Origin of the sequence: Neorhizobium petrolearium (genome assembly GCF_029854435.1) — a bacterium.
GTDB classification, from domain to species: Bacteria; Pseudomonadota; Alphaproteobacteria; order Rhizobiales; family Rhizobiaceae; genus Neorhizobium; species Neorhizobium petrolearium.
In genome coordinates, this window is sequence record NZ_CP123000.1 from 4,175,001 (window position 1) to 4,190,072 (window position 15,072).

General features: G+C 61.8%; 12 protein-coding genes (1 of these 12 cut by a window edge). 3 read left to right on the forward strand and 9 right to left on the reverse strand.

The features are described from left to right. Positions 1 to 1,067, forward strand: the 3' portion of a protein-coding gene (locus QEO92_RS20310; RefSeq protein WP_227704228.1) for a M23 family metallopeptidase. Its footprint begins 874 nt before the window's first position; 1,067 of the gene's 1,941 nt are visible here — the last part of the coding sequence; its start codon lies beyond the left edge, outside the window; it ends in the stop codon at positions 1,065 to 1,067. Positions 1,068 to 1,073: 6 nt separating this feature from the next. Here QEO92_RS20310 and QEO92_RS20315 read toward each other — a convergent pair whose 3' ends face one another. Together QEO92_RS20315 and clpB are read right to left on the reverse strand one after the other, a co-directional pair. Further along, positions 1,074 to 1,982 carry a S66 peptidase family protein gene (locus QEO92_RS20315; RefSeq protein ID WP_037157190.1) on the reverse strand — a complete coding sequence of 303 codons (909 nt, stop codon included), beginning with the start codon at positions 1,980 to 1,982 and terminating at the stop codon, positions 1,074 to 1,076. Between the two features lie 61 nt (positions 1,983 to 2,043). After that, positions 2,044 to 4,644 (reverse strand): ATP-dependent chaperone ClpB, encoded by a 2,601-nt coding sequence (clpB, locus tag QEO92_RS20320; protein ID WP_037157188.1) that lies wholly within the window; start codon positions 4,642 to 4,644, stop codon positions 2,044 to 2,046. Between the two features lie 274 nt (positions 4,645 to 4,918). On the opposite strand from clpB, the gene QEO92_RS20325 reads away from it, so the two are divergent. Continuing rightward, positions 4,919 to 5,089 carry a hypothetical protein gene (locus QEO92_RS20325; RefSeq protein WP_161784801.1) on the forward strand — a complete coding sequence of 57 codons (171 nt, stop codon included), beginning with the start codon at positions 4,919 to 4,921 and terminating at the stop codon, positions 5,087 to 5,089. 99 nt (positions 5,090 to 5,188) lie between these two features. Next, positions 5,189 to 5,647: a DUF1772 domain-containing protein gene (locus QEO92_RS20330; protein ID WP_037157184.1), complete on the forward strand. Its 459-nt coding sequence runs from the start codon at positions 5,189 to 5,191 to the stop codon at positions 5,645 to 5,647. 150 nt (positions 5,648 to 5,797) lie between these two features. On the opposite strand, the gene QEO92_RS20335 is transcribed toward QEO92_RS20330, so the two are convergent. The 7 genes from QEO92_RS20335 to QEO92_RS20365 form a co-directional block, all read right to left on the reverse strand. Next, positions 5,798 to 6,583: a DUF4167 domain-containing protein gene (locus QEO92_RS20335; RefSeq protein WP_081952984.1), complete on the reverse strand. Its 786-nt coding sequence runs from the start codon at positions 6,581 to 6,583 to the stop codon at positions 5,798 to 5,800. Between the two features lie 302 nt (positions 6,584 to 6,885). Next, complete coding sequence (gene prmC / locus QEO92_RS20340; RefSeq protein WP_227704229.1) at positions 6,886 to 7,749, reverse strand: peptide chain release factor N(5)-glutamine methyltransferase; 864 nt, start codon at positions 7,747 to 7,749, stop codon at positions 6,886 to 6,888. Then, the gene (prfA, locus tag QEO92_RS20345) at positions 7,746 to 8,828 is read right to left on the reverse strand and encodes a peptide chain release factor 1 (RefSeq protein WP_037157179.1); all 1,083 of its coding nucleotides are present in this window, start codon (positions 8,826 to 8,828) and stop codon (positions 7,746 to 7,748) included. Before prfA ends, prmC begins: the two co-directional genes overlap by 4 nt. A gap of 275 nt (positions 8,829 to 9,103) precedes the next feature. After that, complete coding sequence (gene ptsP / locus QEO92_RS20350) at positions 9,104 to 11,371, reverse strand: phosphoenolpyruvate--protein phosphotransferase (RefSeq protein ID WP_037157364.1); 2,268 nt, start codon at positions 11,369 to 11,371, stop codon at positions 9,104 to 9,106. Positions 11,372 to 11,454: 83 nt separating this feature from the next. Beyond that, positions 11,455 to 12,729, reverse strand: coding sequence for an aspartate kinase (locus tag QEO92_RS20355; protein WP_037157177.1), 1,275 nt, complete (start codon positions 12,727 to 12,729; stop codon positions 11,455 to 11,457). Between the two features lie 228 nt (positions 12,730 to 12,957). Continuing rightward, positions 12,958 to 13,749: an SH3 domain-containing protein gene (locus tag QEO92_RS20360; protein WP_052183104.1), complete on the reverse strand. Its 792-nt coding sequence runs from the start codon at positions 13,747 to 13,749 to the stop codon at positions 12,958 to 12,960. A 145-nt stretch (positions 13,750 to 13,894) separates the two neighbouring features. After that, the gene (locus QEO92_RS20365) at positions 13,895 to 14,947 is read right to left on the reverse strand and encodes a LacI family DNA-binding transcriptional regulator (RefSeq protein ID WP_037157175.1); all 1,053 of its coding nucleotides are present in this window, start codon (positions 14,945 to 14,947) and stop codon (positions 13,895 to 13,897) included. Positions 14,948 to 15,072 lie beyond the last annotated feature (125 nt).

The window sequence follows — 15,072 nt, forward strand, 5'->3', positions numbered from 1 at the left end:
CGCGGGAGATTTCCGGTTACCTTCAGTCACAGACCGGAGAAGCAGATCTTGGCCCTGGCGATGTGCTGCGCATCGGCGTGATCCAGGAAGGCGACATGGTTCTGGTCGTCCGCGCGAGCGTTTACCGTCGCAGTAAGCATCAGGTTACGGTTGCCATCGACGATCATGGCCGTTTCGTCGCCGGCGAGGAGCCGCCGATGCTGGATGCCGTCGCCTCCGCCTTCAGCGAACAGCCGCCACAGATCGCCACCAGCCGCGAACTGCCGCGCGTCTATGACGGTATCTATCGTGCCGCTCTCTCTTACGGCATGAGCAAGGAAATGACGGGGCTGCTTGTGAAACTGCTCGCAAGCAATGCCGACCTCCAGGCCCAGTTGAAGCCGTCGGACAACATCGAAGCGTTCTTCTCCGTCACAGATGAAAAGGGCCAGGCGGACAAGAATTCCGAATTGCTCTATGTGAGCGCTCACTTCGGCGACACGACGACCCGCTTCTATCGTTTTCAGAATGCCGACGACGGCTCGATCGACTATTTTGACGAAAACGGCAAGAGCATCCGGCAGTTCCTGCTGCGCAACCCGGTCCCGAACGGCCGCATGACGTCGGGCTTCGGCATGCGCGGCCACCCGATCCTTGGGCGAGCCCTTATGCATACCGGCACCGACTGGGCCGCGCCGCGCGGCACCCCGATCATCGCGACCGGCAACGGCGTCGTCGAAAAGGCCGGCTGGGATTCCGGCGGATACGGCAACCAGACGATCATCCGCCATGCCAACGGTTACGAATCCTCCTACAATCACCAGAGCGCGATCGCTTCGGGAGTTCGCGAAGGCGCAAAGATAACGCAGGGCCAGGTGATCGGTTATGTCGGCTCGACCGGCCAGTCCACCGGTTCCCACCTTCACTATGAGCTGATCGTCAACGGCACGAAGGTCGACCCGATGAAGGTGCGGCTACCGGGCGGCAGTTCGCTTAAGGACAAGGCACTCGCCCGTTTCGAGGAAGAGCGCAAGCGCATCGACGCATTGCTCGACATCCAGCCATCCGATGAACTCGCCAGCCGGTGAGTTCGCTCAATAATCGACAGTAAGCGTGCGGGCATCAGCGTCCAGGACCGCCATGCCGCCGATAGGAGTGGTCAGCGCTCCTTTACCGTGACCGAACGGAAGCCCCCCTAATACGGGAATGCCGAGCGCGCGGATATGTTCGTCGATGATGGCGATGATCGCCTCGCCCTTCTCGCGGTTCGACAGCGTGAATTGCCCGGCGGCTATGCCCGCGATTCCGTCCAGGGCTCCCGATTTCATCAGCAGGGTCAACATACGATCCGTAAGCCCGGGCATGCAATCCACGGCTTCGATCAGCAGGATCGCGCCGTCGAACGAAGGAAGTCCCCAGCCGATCATCGTCGCCAATGTCTCGAGATTGCCACCGATCAACCGACCCTGCGCCCGGCCTGACGTCGTCGTCTTCGCGCTGACTTCATCGTCGCGGGCCGTGAAAACGATCGTGCCTGCCTCCATCAGGAAGCGCATCAGGATATCGGTATTGGAGGGACCCTGCCCGCCGTCATCGCCATAAAGCGTGCCATGCAGACCGATGAGACCGCAGCGCCGCATCAGCATCATGTGGATGGCCGTGATATCGCTGAACCCCAGAAGGGGTTTCGGGTCGCGCCGGACCGCATCGAAATCGAGACTGCCTGCTATTCTGTATGAGCCACGGCCGCCACGTGTCGCAAAAACCGCCCTTACCTGCGGATCGGACAGGGCCTGATTGAGGTCGGATAGACGCTGCTCATGCGTGCCGGCATAAAGACCGTGCTCGGCAAAGGCATAGGTGCCGAAATCGACATCGAAGCCCATGCCCCTCAGGCGCTCTGCCCGCTTCAGGATGAGGTCGCGATCCGGCGTACTTGCCGGCGATACGAACCTGATCTTGTCGCCCGGTTTGATTTTCGATGGAAAAAGCGGCTCGGACATGTCGCATCCCCCTATCCCCAAATGAAAAAGGCCGCCCCGAAGAGCGGCCTTGGGAAAGCGGTTACGCCGCCTCGCTGACTTCCCGCTTGACGCGGAAGAGCAGCCGGTCGGATCCGGAGCTGACCGCGACGGTCGAGCCGTCCGGGACTGAGCCGCCCAGGATCTGCTCGGCGAGCGGATCCTGCACGTATTTCTGGATCACCCGCTTCAGCGGCCGGGCGCCATACACAGGATCATAACCCTTGTCGGCCAGCCATTCGCGGGCATCCTCGCCGAGCTCGATCGTGATCTTGCGTTCCGCCAGAAGCGCGACAAGCCGCTTCATCTGGATGTCGACGATCGCCCCCATCTCGCTGCGGGCCAGGCGATGGAACAGGATGATCTCGTCGACGCGGTTCAGGAATTCCGGACGGAACGAGGCCTTGACCACATCCATCACCTGGTCGCGGACGCTGTCCACATCCTCGCCCTCGCGCAGATTGGTAAGGTATTCCGCGCCGAGGTTCGAGGTCATGATGATGATCGTGTTCTTGAAGTCGACCGTGCGGCCCTGCCCGTCCGTCAGACGCCCGTCGTCAAGCACCTGCAGGAGGACGTTGAACACGTCCGGATGCGCCTTCTCGATCTCGTCGAACAGCACCACCTGATAGGGTTTGCGGCGGACAGCCTCCGTCAGCGCGCCCCCTTCGTCATAGCCGACATAACCGGGAGGCGCACCGATCAGCCGGGCGACCGAGTGCTTCTCCATGTATTCCGACATGTCCATGCGGATCATCGCCGTCTCGTCGTCGAACAGGAAGCGGGCGAGTGACTTCGTCAGCTCTGTCTTACCGACACCGGTTGGGCCCAGGAAGATGAACGAGCCGATCGGCCGGTTCGGGTCCTGCAGGCCGGCGCGCGAACGGCGAACCGCACGCGAGACCGCCTGCACGGCATCGCCCTGGCCGACGACGGACTTCGCCAGTTCGTCTTCCATCCTGAGCAGCTTCTCGCGCTCGCCTTCCAGCATCTTGTCGACCGGAATGCCCGTCCAGCGGGAAACCACATGGGCGATTGCATCCGGGGTGACGACTTCCTGCACCATGGCATTGGTCGAGCCGTCCTTGGCTTCGGCGTCCACGAGACGCTTTTCCAGATCGGGGATCACGCCATAGGTCAGCTCGCCCGCGCGCTGGTATTCACCCTTGCGCTGGGCAGTCGCCAGTTCGTTGCGGGCCTCGTCGAGCTGCTTCTTGAGGTCGGCAGCAAGACCGAGCTTCTGCTTTTCCGCCTGCCAGCGGGCCGTCAGCGCATCCGCCTGCTCCTCGAGCGAGGTGACTTCGCTTTCGAGACGCGACAACCGGTCGGCCGAAGCGCTGTCGGTTTCCTTCTTCAGAGCCTCGCGCTCGATCTTCAGCTGCATGATGCGCCGATCGAGTTCGTCGAGCTCTTCGGGCTTCGAATCCACCTGCATGCGAAGTCGCGAAGCGGCTTCGTCCATCAGGTCGATCGCCTTGTCCGGCAGGAATCTGTCGGTAATGTAGCGGTTGGAAAGCGTCGCAGCCGCCACCAGGGCCGAATCCGAGATGCGGACCTTGTGATGCTGTTCGTATTTCTCCTTGAGACCACGCAGGATCGAGATCGTGTCCTCGACCGTCGGCTCGTCGACCATGACCGGCTGGAAGCGGCGGGCAAGTGCGGCGTCCTTTTCCACATGCTTGCGGTATTCGTCGAGCGTGGTCGCCCCGACGCAATGCAGCTCACCGCGGGCAAGTGCCGGCTTCAAAAGGTTGGAGGCATCCATCGCGCCTTCGGACTTGCCGGCGCCGACCAGCGTGTGCATCTCGTCGATGAACAGGATGATCTCGCCGTTTTCCGATTGGACTTCGTTCAGCACGCTCTTCAGGCGTTCCTCGAATTCGCCGCGATATTTCGCGCCGGCGATGAGCGCGCCCATGTCGAGCGCCATCAGCTTCTTGTCCTTGAGGCTCTCGGGAACGTCGCCGTTGACGATCCTGAGCGCAAGGCCTTCCGCGATCGCCGTCTTGCCGACGCCGGGCTCGCCGATCAGCACAGGATTATTCTTGGTGCGGCGGGAAAGGACCTGGATCGTGCGGCGGATCTCGTCGTCGCGGCCGATCACCGGATCGAGCTTGCCGTCGCGGGCCTCCGCGGTGAGATCGCGCGCATATTTCTTCAGCGCCTCGAAGCCCTGTTCCGCATTGGCGCTATCGGCTGTGCGGCCCTTGCGGATATCATTGATGACCTGGTTGAGACCCTGCGCGGTAACGCCTGCCTTCTTCAAGGTCGCGGACGTCGAAGCCGAGCTCTCGATGGCAAGCGCGAGCAGCAGGCGTTCGACGGTGACGAAACTGTCGCCGGCTTTCTTGGCGGCGTCTTCGGCCGTTGCAAAAACCTTGGCAAGGGGCTGGGAAAGATAGATTTCACCGCCGCCGCCGGAAACTTTCGGAAGCTTTGCAAGCGCGGCATCATTGGCGATGCGGGCTTCCTTGGCGCTGCCGCCGGCGCGCTCGATGAGCGAAGACGCCATGCCCTGGTCATCGTCGAGCAGGACCTTCAGCACGTGCTCGGGCGCGAACTGCTGATTACCGGCAGCAAGCGCCTGCGTCTGCGCCGACTGCAGGAAGCCGCGGACTCGCTCGGAATATTTTTCGATGTTCATTCTCTGACCTCCAGTGATCGACCTGCCCTACTTTAAGGCACAAGCCGATGATTGAGATTGAGCTCCCTCAAAGGCGAGCCCGGCCGGCGGCAACCGGCTTCGGATTGAGATATGGTAAGCGATTTTGCGGATTTAAAGGACCTGCCGGGAGCTTTTGATCCAGCCTGAAGGCACGCCTGGAATGGCCGGCGGCAGGTCCGGGCCGAAATGGAAAGCCACCTCGGAACGATCCGGCATTCCTGCCATTGATCCAGAGCAGCAGAAGGAGGCATTGATGGCGAGCAAGCTCGTGTGGGGAATACTTGGCGGTACGGTGCTCGGAGCGGCGTTCGGTCAAATCGGCGGAAACACCGGCATTGGAATCGCAATATGCATCGCGGTCGGCGCTGTTGCAGCCGGAGTTTGGCACTATCTTGAGACACGGCAAGGGCATCGCAACCTTTAGCCCGTTTCTCGGGTGGAAGTTTCCCTTCGCAGTCTCACCCCTGTGGGAACGGACCGCCCCTGAATAGCGTGGACTTCTGGCCAGAAGGAGGGAAGATCGATGGCGATCAGGATCGTCCAGTTTCTCGCGATTATCATTTCCGCACTGGCACTTATTCCGTCGGGCGCGCATTTGGCCGCCTTGCCGAACAAGATCGCGCTGGCTCAAGCCGAATATTTTTCCATCCAGGGCATCTACTACGGGTGGGCGTTTCTCGGAACGCTTTGGCCGGCTGCCATGATTGCAAATGGAGTGCTGGCCTTCATGGTCCGCTCGCAGCAGCGGCCATTCTGGTTTGCGCTACTTGCCGCACTTTGTTTCGTGGCCATGCTGGCAATTTTCCTTCTTTGGACATTGCCGGCCAATCAGGCGACCGAGAACTGGACAACAGCGCCGGAAAATTGGCAGGTGCTGAGGCAGCAGTGGGAGTATTCCCATGCGGTCAATGCGTTGATCGTGTTCGTAGCCCTCTGCCTCTCGTCCCTCTCGGTGGTTTCGTGGCGGCCGGGCGCTTCATAGGACGTACGATAGCCACTTCGGCCGGCGGTGAACCTGGCCGCTGAACATGGCAAGCACTCCGTCCCCTCGCCTGACTGAGCCCTCCAAAACGCAAAAAACTCCGGCTTGCGGCCGGAGTTTTTCGAAAATGCGCAATTCTGCAGCCGAAGCTTACTCGCCGGCAGCTTCTGCAAGTGCCGGCTGGGTGTCGTCGTTGGCGGTTTCACCATCCTCGGCGCTCTTGCGCGGCTGGCGACGCGGACGGCTCGCTGCCCGGCGGCGCGGAGCCCGTTCCGCCGGGGCTGCGGCATCTACCTGTTCGGCCTGTTCGACCACGACTTCCGCTGGAGTGCCTTCGATGACGGGTTGCGGACCGGAACCGTCAACGACGGTCGGCTGCTGCTCGGCCACGGCGGGCTGCTGCTCCCGGCGTTCCTGCCGATCCTGCCGGCGATCGCGGCGCTGGTCGCGGTCGCGCCGGTTCTCGCGCGGCTGCTGGTCCTGGGCCTGGTCGCGCTGTTCGCGGCGCGGCTGCTGTTGCTGCGGTGCCGGAGCTTCGTCGACGACCGGCTGCTGGCCGAAACCGAGTTCATCCGTATCGCCGGCTTCCAGATCATCCTGATCCAGCATGCTGCCGTCACGGTCCTGATCGCCGCGATCGTCGCGATGAAAGCGATCCTGCATCTGCGCCTGAGCGGCGGCTATGATGCGGTTATAATGTTCTGCGTGCTGCAGGTAGTTCTCGGCCATGACCCGGTCGCCGGCGCTCTGCGCATCGCGGGCAAGCGCTGAATATTTCTCAGCGATATGCTGGGCGGTGCCGCGGATTTTCACGTCCGGGCCGGAACTGTCATAGCTCCTGCTGAGAGGATTGCCGCCCTTGTTACGGTTGAAGTTGCCGCCGCCATTGTTACTGCCGCGCCCTCGACCGCGTTTGTTCTGCTGTCCTGGCCTCATCTATCGTTCACCAATTCTCTGTCTTCGCTGATAAGGGGCCACGCGGCCATACCGGACCATGCCGGAACAAGACTTCGCGTGCCGCGCACAGGGCGAACAAAGCGTCCTGCCGCTTGTGAAAGTTAAATTAACTGAATCACGCACCGGGAATTGCTCAACCTTCGCAACTCTTCGAAAAGAGCAGGATCAAGGGTTGACCTATAACCCGAACGAATCGCTGTTCATTCCCAGCCGTCCCAGTGCGTAGCTCGCAAGCTATCCCGCTTCCTTCGGAAATCCAAGCCTTTTCTTCACTATGCAAATCAGGCCTCTTTCACGGTGAATACGAGAACACGATCATTGTCACCGTAGTCACATTTTGCCTGCGCCAGCTTGAAGCCGGCCGAGCGAAAAATCGCGGCCACGGTTTCCTTCTGATCGAACCCGATTTCGACGCCGATAACGCCGTCCTTTTCGAGAAAATTCCCAGCATCCGCGGCGATCGCGCGATAGGCAGCGAGCCCGTCCGGCCCTCCGTCCAACGCCGCCGAAGGATCGAAATCCCTTACTTCCGGTTCCAGTACGGGGATAACATCACTCCGTATATAGGGCGGATTTGACACGATTATGTCGAAACGCCCGGAAATGTTCTCGAACCAGTCGCTTCGGATTGCCTCAAATCTCTCCGACAATCCCAGTCGCGCTGCGTTTTCAGCCGCTGTTTTCAACGCATCTTCCGAAATATCGCTGCCGATTCCTTGCGTCTCCGGACTTTCCTTCAACAACGCCAGAATGATCGCGCCTGTGCCGGTGCCGAGATCCAGGAGGCGTGCCGCGCCCTTGGCTGCGACAATCTGCCTCAGATAGGGAAGCACCGAATCCACCAGGATTTCGGTGTCCGGGCGTGGCTCCAGCGTTTCTTTCGAAATCAGCAGATCCACCCCGTGGAATTCCCGTGAACCTAATATGCGATGCACGGGCTCCCGTTTCAAGCGCCGTTCGACAGCATTTGATATCCGGGCGAGTTCATCCTCCGTCAGCACCCGGTCGCCGCCGGTGAAGACTTCTGTGCTCGTGAGCTTGAGCAGGCCGCCGATGAGAAGCCTTGCCTCGATCGCCGCATCCGGCAGGCCGGCTTCCGAAAACCGGTTTCTCGCCTCCGTGACCGCCGCGGACAGCGTCGTCATCCCTGTTGTTCCCCGATCTGTGCGAGCTGGCCGGCCTGGTAATCGGCGATCAGCGCATCGACCACCTCGTCGATCTCGCCCTCCATCATCCGGTCGAGCTTGTAGAGCGTCAGGTTGATGCGGTGGTCCGTCACCCGGCCCTGCGGAAAATTATAGGTGCGGATACGCTCCGAACGGTCGCCGGACCCCACCTGGCTCTTGCGGTCGGCGGAGCGTTCGCTGTCGGCCTTTTGCCGCTCCATGTCATAAAGCCGGGAACGCAGTACCTGCATCGCCTTGGCGCGGTTCTGGTGCTGCGATTTTTCCGAGCTGGTGACGACGATGCCCGTCGGCAGATGCGTGATGCGCACCGCCGAATCCGTTGTGTTGACGTGCTGGCCGCCGGCGCCCGAAGAGCGCATCGTGTCGATACGGATATCTTCCGGACGGATTTCGACATCGATATCCTCCGCCTCCGGCAGAACCGCCACCGTCGCCGCGGACGTGTGGATGCGGCCGCTTGCCTCGGTGTCGGGCACACGCTGCACCCGGTGCACGCCGGATTCGAACTTCAGCTTGGAAAACACGCCGCGGCCGGTGATCGTCGCGATGATTTCCTTGTAGCCGCCGGCCTCGCCTTCACTTGCCGAAAGCACCTCCACCTTCCAGCCATGCGTACTGGCATAGCGCTCGTACATGCGGAAGAGGTCGCCGGCGAAAAGCGCCGCCTCGTTGCCGCCGGTGCCGGCACGGATTTCCAGAATGGCGCTCTTCTCGTCCGCCGCATCCTTTGGCAGGAGCAGGATCTGCATGTCCTTTTCAAGCGCCTCGATCCGCTCTTCGGCCTCCGGCAGCTCCGCTTCCGCCAGCTCGCGCATCTCCCGGTCCGTCGCCTTGTCGGCCAGCATGGTTCGAAGATCGGCAACTTCCGCGACCGTCTTTTCATATTCGCGGATCTTGCGCACGACCGGCTGCAGTTCGGAATATTCCGACGCCAGCTTCACATAGACATCGGCAGCCGGACCTTCCGACATGCGCGCCTCGATCTCGCCGAAACGGCGCTCCAGTTCGCGCATCTTTTCAACAGGAAGCTTCGCCACCCTTTGAACTCCATTTTTTCATTCTGCTTGCTAGAGCATCAACACCAAAAGTGAAAGCCGGTTTCCATGTCGTTTCCCCTCACTTGCGATTTCTAACACTTAGCTAAAGCTAAGATGTTGAAATCGCTTTCTCTCCCATGAGGGGAGAGATACCGATGCCGCAAACTCGGCGCCCTACCTCTCCCTTGGTGGGAGAGGTAGAAAAATCAGCATCTTAGCTGAAAGCTAAGTGCTGGATTTTTCAGGTGACGGGGAAGGCCGCCCATGAAACCATTTCAAACCGGAATATTGTGAGCCTCGGCGAACCGGACAAGCAGTTCGCGGATAGGCTCCGACGATCTGGTGTCATCGAGCGCAGCGTTCAGCTCGGCCGCCAACTGATCTGCGTCGAGTGCCAGAAGCATGGCCTTGACAGGACCGATCGAGGTCGCCGCCATCGAGACAGAACGGTAACCGAGCCCGACCAGTGCCATGGCCGAAAGCGGCTTGCCCGCCATTTCGCCACACAGCGTCACAGACGTCTGGTTGCGCTCACCGGCCCGCGCAATATCGCGAAGGATGCGCAAGAACGGCTTTCCAAGCAGATCGAACCGATCGGAAACCCTTGCATTGCCGCGGTCGGCCGCCATCGCGAACTGAAAGAGGTCGTTCGATCCGACCGAAACGAAATCCACTTCCGCCATCAGTTCGTCGAGCTGCCACATCAGCGCCGGCACTTCGAGCATGGCGCCGAACTGCAGCTTTCGCGGCAGGCTATAGCCGAATTTCGAAAGGTGCTGCACTTCCTTCTGCAGCAGGTCGCGCACCGCATGAAGCTCCGAGACTTCGGTCACCATCGGCACCATCATCCTGAGCTCGCCGCCGGTGGAAGCCCTGAGGAGCGCACGAAGCTGGGTGCGCAAAAGCCCGGGCCGGTCTAGGGCAAGGCGGATCGCCCGCCAGCCGAGCGCCGGGTTTTCCTCTTCATGGCTGCGAAAATAGGAAACGACCTTGTCGCCGCCGATATCGAGCGTGCGGAAGGTAACGGGACGCCCGCCAGCCTGCCGCATCACGTTGCGATAGAAGTTTTCCTGCTCTTCCAGCTTCGGCATGGTGGAAGCGATCATGAACTGCAGCTCGGTGCGGAAGAGGCCGATGCCGTCCGCCCCCGATTCCGCCAGCTGCGGCAGATCGACCATCAGGCCGGCATTCATCTGCAGACTGATGCGCTTGCCGTCCTTTGTGAACGGTTCGACCGACCGCAGCGCCCGGAACTGCTCCTGCCGGCGGGCTCTCAGCCGTACCTTTTCCTCGTACGCCTTCTGCAGGTCCGACATCGGCCTGAGATGAATCTGGCCGTCGTCACCGTCGATGATGATCGGATCACCGTTTTCGGCAAGCGCCACGACGCCCGCCGCCTGCCCCACGACCGGAATGCCCATGGCGCGCGCCACGATCACCACATGGCTTGTGACCGCCCCGTCTTCGAGCACGAGGCCGCGCATCCGCTCGCGCGGGTAGTCCAGAAGCTCCGCCGCCCCCATGGCCCGCGCCAGGATGATCGCGTCGACCGGAAAGCCTTCTTCGGTGAGACGACCGGAAAAGCCAGTCAGTTGCCTGAGCAACCGGTTGGCGAGATCGTCGAAATCGTGCATCCGCTCGCGCAGATAGGGATCGGTGAGGCGCATCATCCGCGCCTTGGTATCGCTCTGCACCTTCTCGACGGCCGCTTCCGCCGTCAGTCCGTTGTGGATCGCCTCTTCCATGCGGCGGACCCAGCCCTGGTCATGGGCGAACATGCGATAGGTTTCGAGCACCTCGCGATGCTCGCCCTCCTGCGACACTTCACGGCGCGACAGCATGTCGTCGATCGAGATGCGCAGCGAACCGAGCGCCTCGGCCAAGCGCTGGATTTCCTTGTCCGCGTCCTCGTTCAAGAGGTTGGTCACGACGATGCGCGGCTCATGCAGCACCACGTGGCCAAGCCCGATGCCTTCGTTGTAGCCGTCGGCTTCGATCGTCACGGCGCGGGTGAGGTCGAGTTCGAGCCCCGGTCGGGTGATCTTTTTCAGTTCTCCCGTCGCGATCATCTCGGCAATCACCATGGCGGTGGTTTCCATCGCTTCGACTTCGTCTTCGCGATAGTTTCGGCTTGCCTTGTTCTGGACGACGAGAACGCCCAAAGTGCGACCGGCGCGCAGGATCGGCACGCCGAGGAAGGAATGGTAGATCTCCTCGCCCGTTTCCGGCAGATATCGGAAGGCGGGATGCGACTGGGCATCGGAGAGGTTGAGCGGTTGGGCGGAGGCGGCGATGGTGCCGACCAGGCCCTGGCCCATCTTCAATTGCGAAAGGTGGACGGCCTCCTTCTTCAGGCCTTCGGTCGCGTAGAGTTCGAGCACGCCGTCGGAGCGGAGCACATAGACCGAGCAGACCTCGGCGACCATGTTGCTGGCGATCTGCCGGACGATGCGGTCAAGGCGCTCCTGTGGATCGAGCGGCTCCGCCATCAATTCGCGCAGCCGCTTCAGAAGAACGCGCGGACCCGCCGACAGGTCTCTCATCGGCATCAGTGCTCCCGAACCCAGTCATTAAATCCGGAAGACGGCGCGCCGAACTCTGGCCGGCGCGCCGAACCGGCTCACCATCAACTCTTATCGAGACCGTAGGCGGAATGCAAAGTCCGAACTGCGAGTTCGGAATAAGCACCGTCGATCAGGATGGAAATCTTGATTTCGGAGGTCGTAATGGCCTTGATGTTGATGCCTTTTTCGGCAAGTGCCTTGAAAGCGAGCGCGGCCACGCCCGCATGACTGCGCATGCCGATGCCGATGACCGACACCTTGGCGAGACCTGATTCGCTCTGGGCGACGTCGAAGCCGATCGTTGCCTTGTTTTCATCGAGCACCTTCAGCGCCTTCTGCACGTCTCCGGAAGGTACCGTGAAGGTCATGTCCGTCTTGGAACCGTCTTCCGACGTGTTCTGCACGATCATGTCGACATTGATATGCGCTTCGGCGAGCGGACCGAAGATCGCGGCCGAGACACCCGGCCGGTCGGCGAGCCGCCGGAGCGAAATCTGCGCTTCATCCTTGGCATAGGCGATGCCGGTGACGACTTCCTGTTCCACGATTTCTTCCTCGTCGCAAATCAAAGTGCCGGGCGGGTTCAGAAGGTCGCCCATGCCCGGCGCATCGGGATCCTCGAAACTGGAGCGCACGAAGGTGCGGACCTTGAACACCATGGCGAGCTCGACCGAACGCACCTGCAGGACCTTCGAGCCGAGGGAGGCCATTTCCAGCATTTCCTCGAAGGAGACCTTCTTCATGCGGCGCGCCTTCGGCTCGATGCGCGGGTCCGTCGTGTAGACGCCGTCAACATCCGTATAGATGTCGCAGCGGTCGGCCTTGACGGCGGCCGCGATCGCAACCGCGCTCGTGTCGGAACCGCCGCGGCCGAGCGTGGCGATCCGGTTGTCAGGCCCGAGTCCCTGGAAACCGGCGACGACGGCGACCTGCCCCTCGCCCATCCGCTTGATGATCTCGGAACCGTCGATCTCCAGGATGCGCGCCGCGCCATGGGCATTGTCGGTGCGGATCGGGATCTGCCAGCCCTGCCAGGAGCGGGCGTTGATGCCCATGGACTGCAGCGCGATCGCCAGCAGTCCGGACGTCACCTGCTCGCCGGAGGCGACAACCGCGTCATATTCGCGGGCGTCGTAGAAGGGCGAGTTGGCGCCGGTCACTTTCGGCGCGTCCTGCACCCAGCCGACCAGCTCGTTTGTCTTGCCGGACATGGCCGAGACGACGACCGCCACCTCGTGGCCGGCCTCGACCTCCCGTTTCACATGGCGCGCGACGTTGTGAATGCGTTCGAGATTGGCGACGGAGGTGCCGCCGAACTTCATGACGATGCGAGCCATACGACCAAAACCACTGTCTCACCCGGGCCTTCGAGCGCCAGGGCGTCTGCTTTCGAACCACGTTAAATCCCGCCTTCCATGACAGGATTGTCAAGTTGGGCGGTCTATTATCGAAAAGGGGGGAAAGGCGCAATGGGCAGGATATATATGGCCGTCAGTCGGAACGGCCGCCCGCAAATGAAAACCGCGCGGCCATCGGTCACGCGGTTTTGATAGAATGACGGATCGTCAAGGCCTCAATTGGCAGCCGATACCGGATTGGTCGCACTTGCTGTTGGAACGCTCTCGTCTGTCACGATCGCGGCTGGAGTCGCGCTCAAAGCGTTGTCTGTCGCCATCACGCGAAACACGCTCGCTCTCTCTTTCCCGCACTCGCTCGACCTGCTCGCGGTTTCGTTCCTGCTCGCGTTCAATACGGGCCCGTTCTCTATCGCGATCGCGGTCCCTATCGCGCCACTCTTCGCGCGCTCTGTCGCGATCCCAACTGGGCGGACGGATATCGCTCCTTTCCCGCTCCCAGCGGGGCGGCCTTGGCGGCGAAGGCGGATCCCAACGGTCGCGGTCGCGTTCCCAACGCGGCGGCGGGGGCGGAGGCGGATTGCGGCTCGGCTCCCACGTATAGCGACGCCAGCGGTCGCGGTCGCGGTAGAAGTCGCGGTCGCGATAATAGCGGCCCCAATAGGTGTTGATGTCGAAGGTGATGATCGGAATGCCGAGCGGGCGATAATATTGCGGCCCGACATAGACCCGGTCGGATCGGTAGCTGGCCTGCACATAATTGCCCGACACCCAGCCGCGTCCGCCATAGAACGAGACGTCGCACCAGTTGACGCTGTTCATGCAGCCGTTGATGGTGACGGGCGTGCCGACCGGGATGACGGTAACAGCGGGATAGCCGGTGCTCGGCCCCGACCGCATATTGACATTGGCCGTCGCGAAACCACGCACGGCCGCTTCCGCCAGCGACGGCGCCACGAACAGAGCGCAAAAGGCCGCAACGGACATCAGAATCTTCTTCACGGGGGCTTCCTCCTGAGAAACCGTAGTTGTCCGAACTGACATTATCGATCTGCCGTGCGATTGCTTTGCGGCTTATCAATGTTCGAGACGCGCCCATTGTTCCAGTACACCTCTGAACGGCGCATGAATGTCCCGTTGGCTGGCGTTAAGGCTTCCTCGCGGGTCCTGTAGATTGCCGTTCGGCAATATGGCAGGCGAGTTCTATCCGCCGCGTCGGCGTGGCGAAGCCGGACATGGCGTCGCGGAGCAGGTCGAGCGCCACCGCGCCGAGCTCGCGCATCGGGATATGCATCGTCGTCAGCGGCGGATTGAGGAAGGCCGCCTGCGGCAGGTCGTCCATGCCCATGACGGAGACATCTCCCGGAACGGTGTGGCCCATCTGCTGCACGCCCATCATCGCGCCGACGGCTAGACTGTCACCTGCTGCCAGTACCGCCGTGAAATCGAGACCCTTCCTGCGCAACCTCTCGCCGATCGCCTGGGCCGCCAGCTCCGGCAGCCAGTCGTCCACCGGCAGGACCAGATCGGCCGGACACGGCAGGCCATGGTGGAGAAACGCGTCCTGCCATCCTTCGCGCCGCCGGTCGATGGTGCTTCGCCCGGGACGCATGAGGAAGAGGATGCGCTGATGGCCGAGCCGGATCAGATAATCCGCCGCAAGCCGCGCCGCCGAGCGATTGCAGGGCGTCACGCTCGAAAGCCGCATGTAGGGATCGTCGCCGTTGATGAGGACAACCGGCTTGCCAAAACCGCGGGTGGCGGCCAGCATGCCTTCGTCGTCGACGGTCAGGAACAAAAGCCCTGCCACATCCGGGTCGGCGCGCGCCTCTTCCAGCACGAGCTTCTCTTCCGCCTCGTCGGCGACGGCGCGCGTGACGATTTCGAGCCCGAGCGCCTGCGCCCGGTCCCTCAAGCCTTCGAGCACGTAGAGCGTGAACTGGTTGCGCACGTAGTCGATCATGGCGGCACTCGAAGCGGCGAGCACCACCTTCTTGCCGGCAACGGGTGTCGGCACGGTGTAGTTGATGTCCTTCGCCGCCTCCAGGATGCGCTGGCGGATATCGGCGCGCACCCCCTTCTCGCCGGCGAGCGCCCGCGAGACGGTGCTCAGCGAAACACCGACCTTTTCCGCGATGTCTTCCAGCCGAACCCGACGGCTCTTCTTGCCGCGTTTGCCCGGAGTGATTGAGGTTGCCATGCCATCCTCCCCGTAAATTGGACACCAGACTGCAAAAAATTTTCATATTGCGCAATCAATTTTCAGATGTTTTCATGAGGCTACCGTTCGGGAGAGACGGATCGACAATGCTGCGCCCACATGGC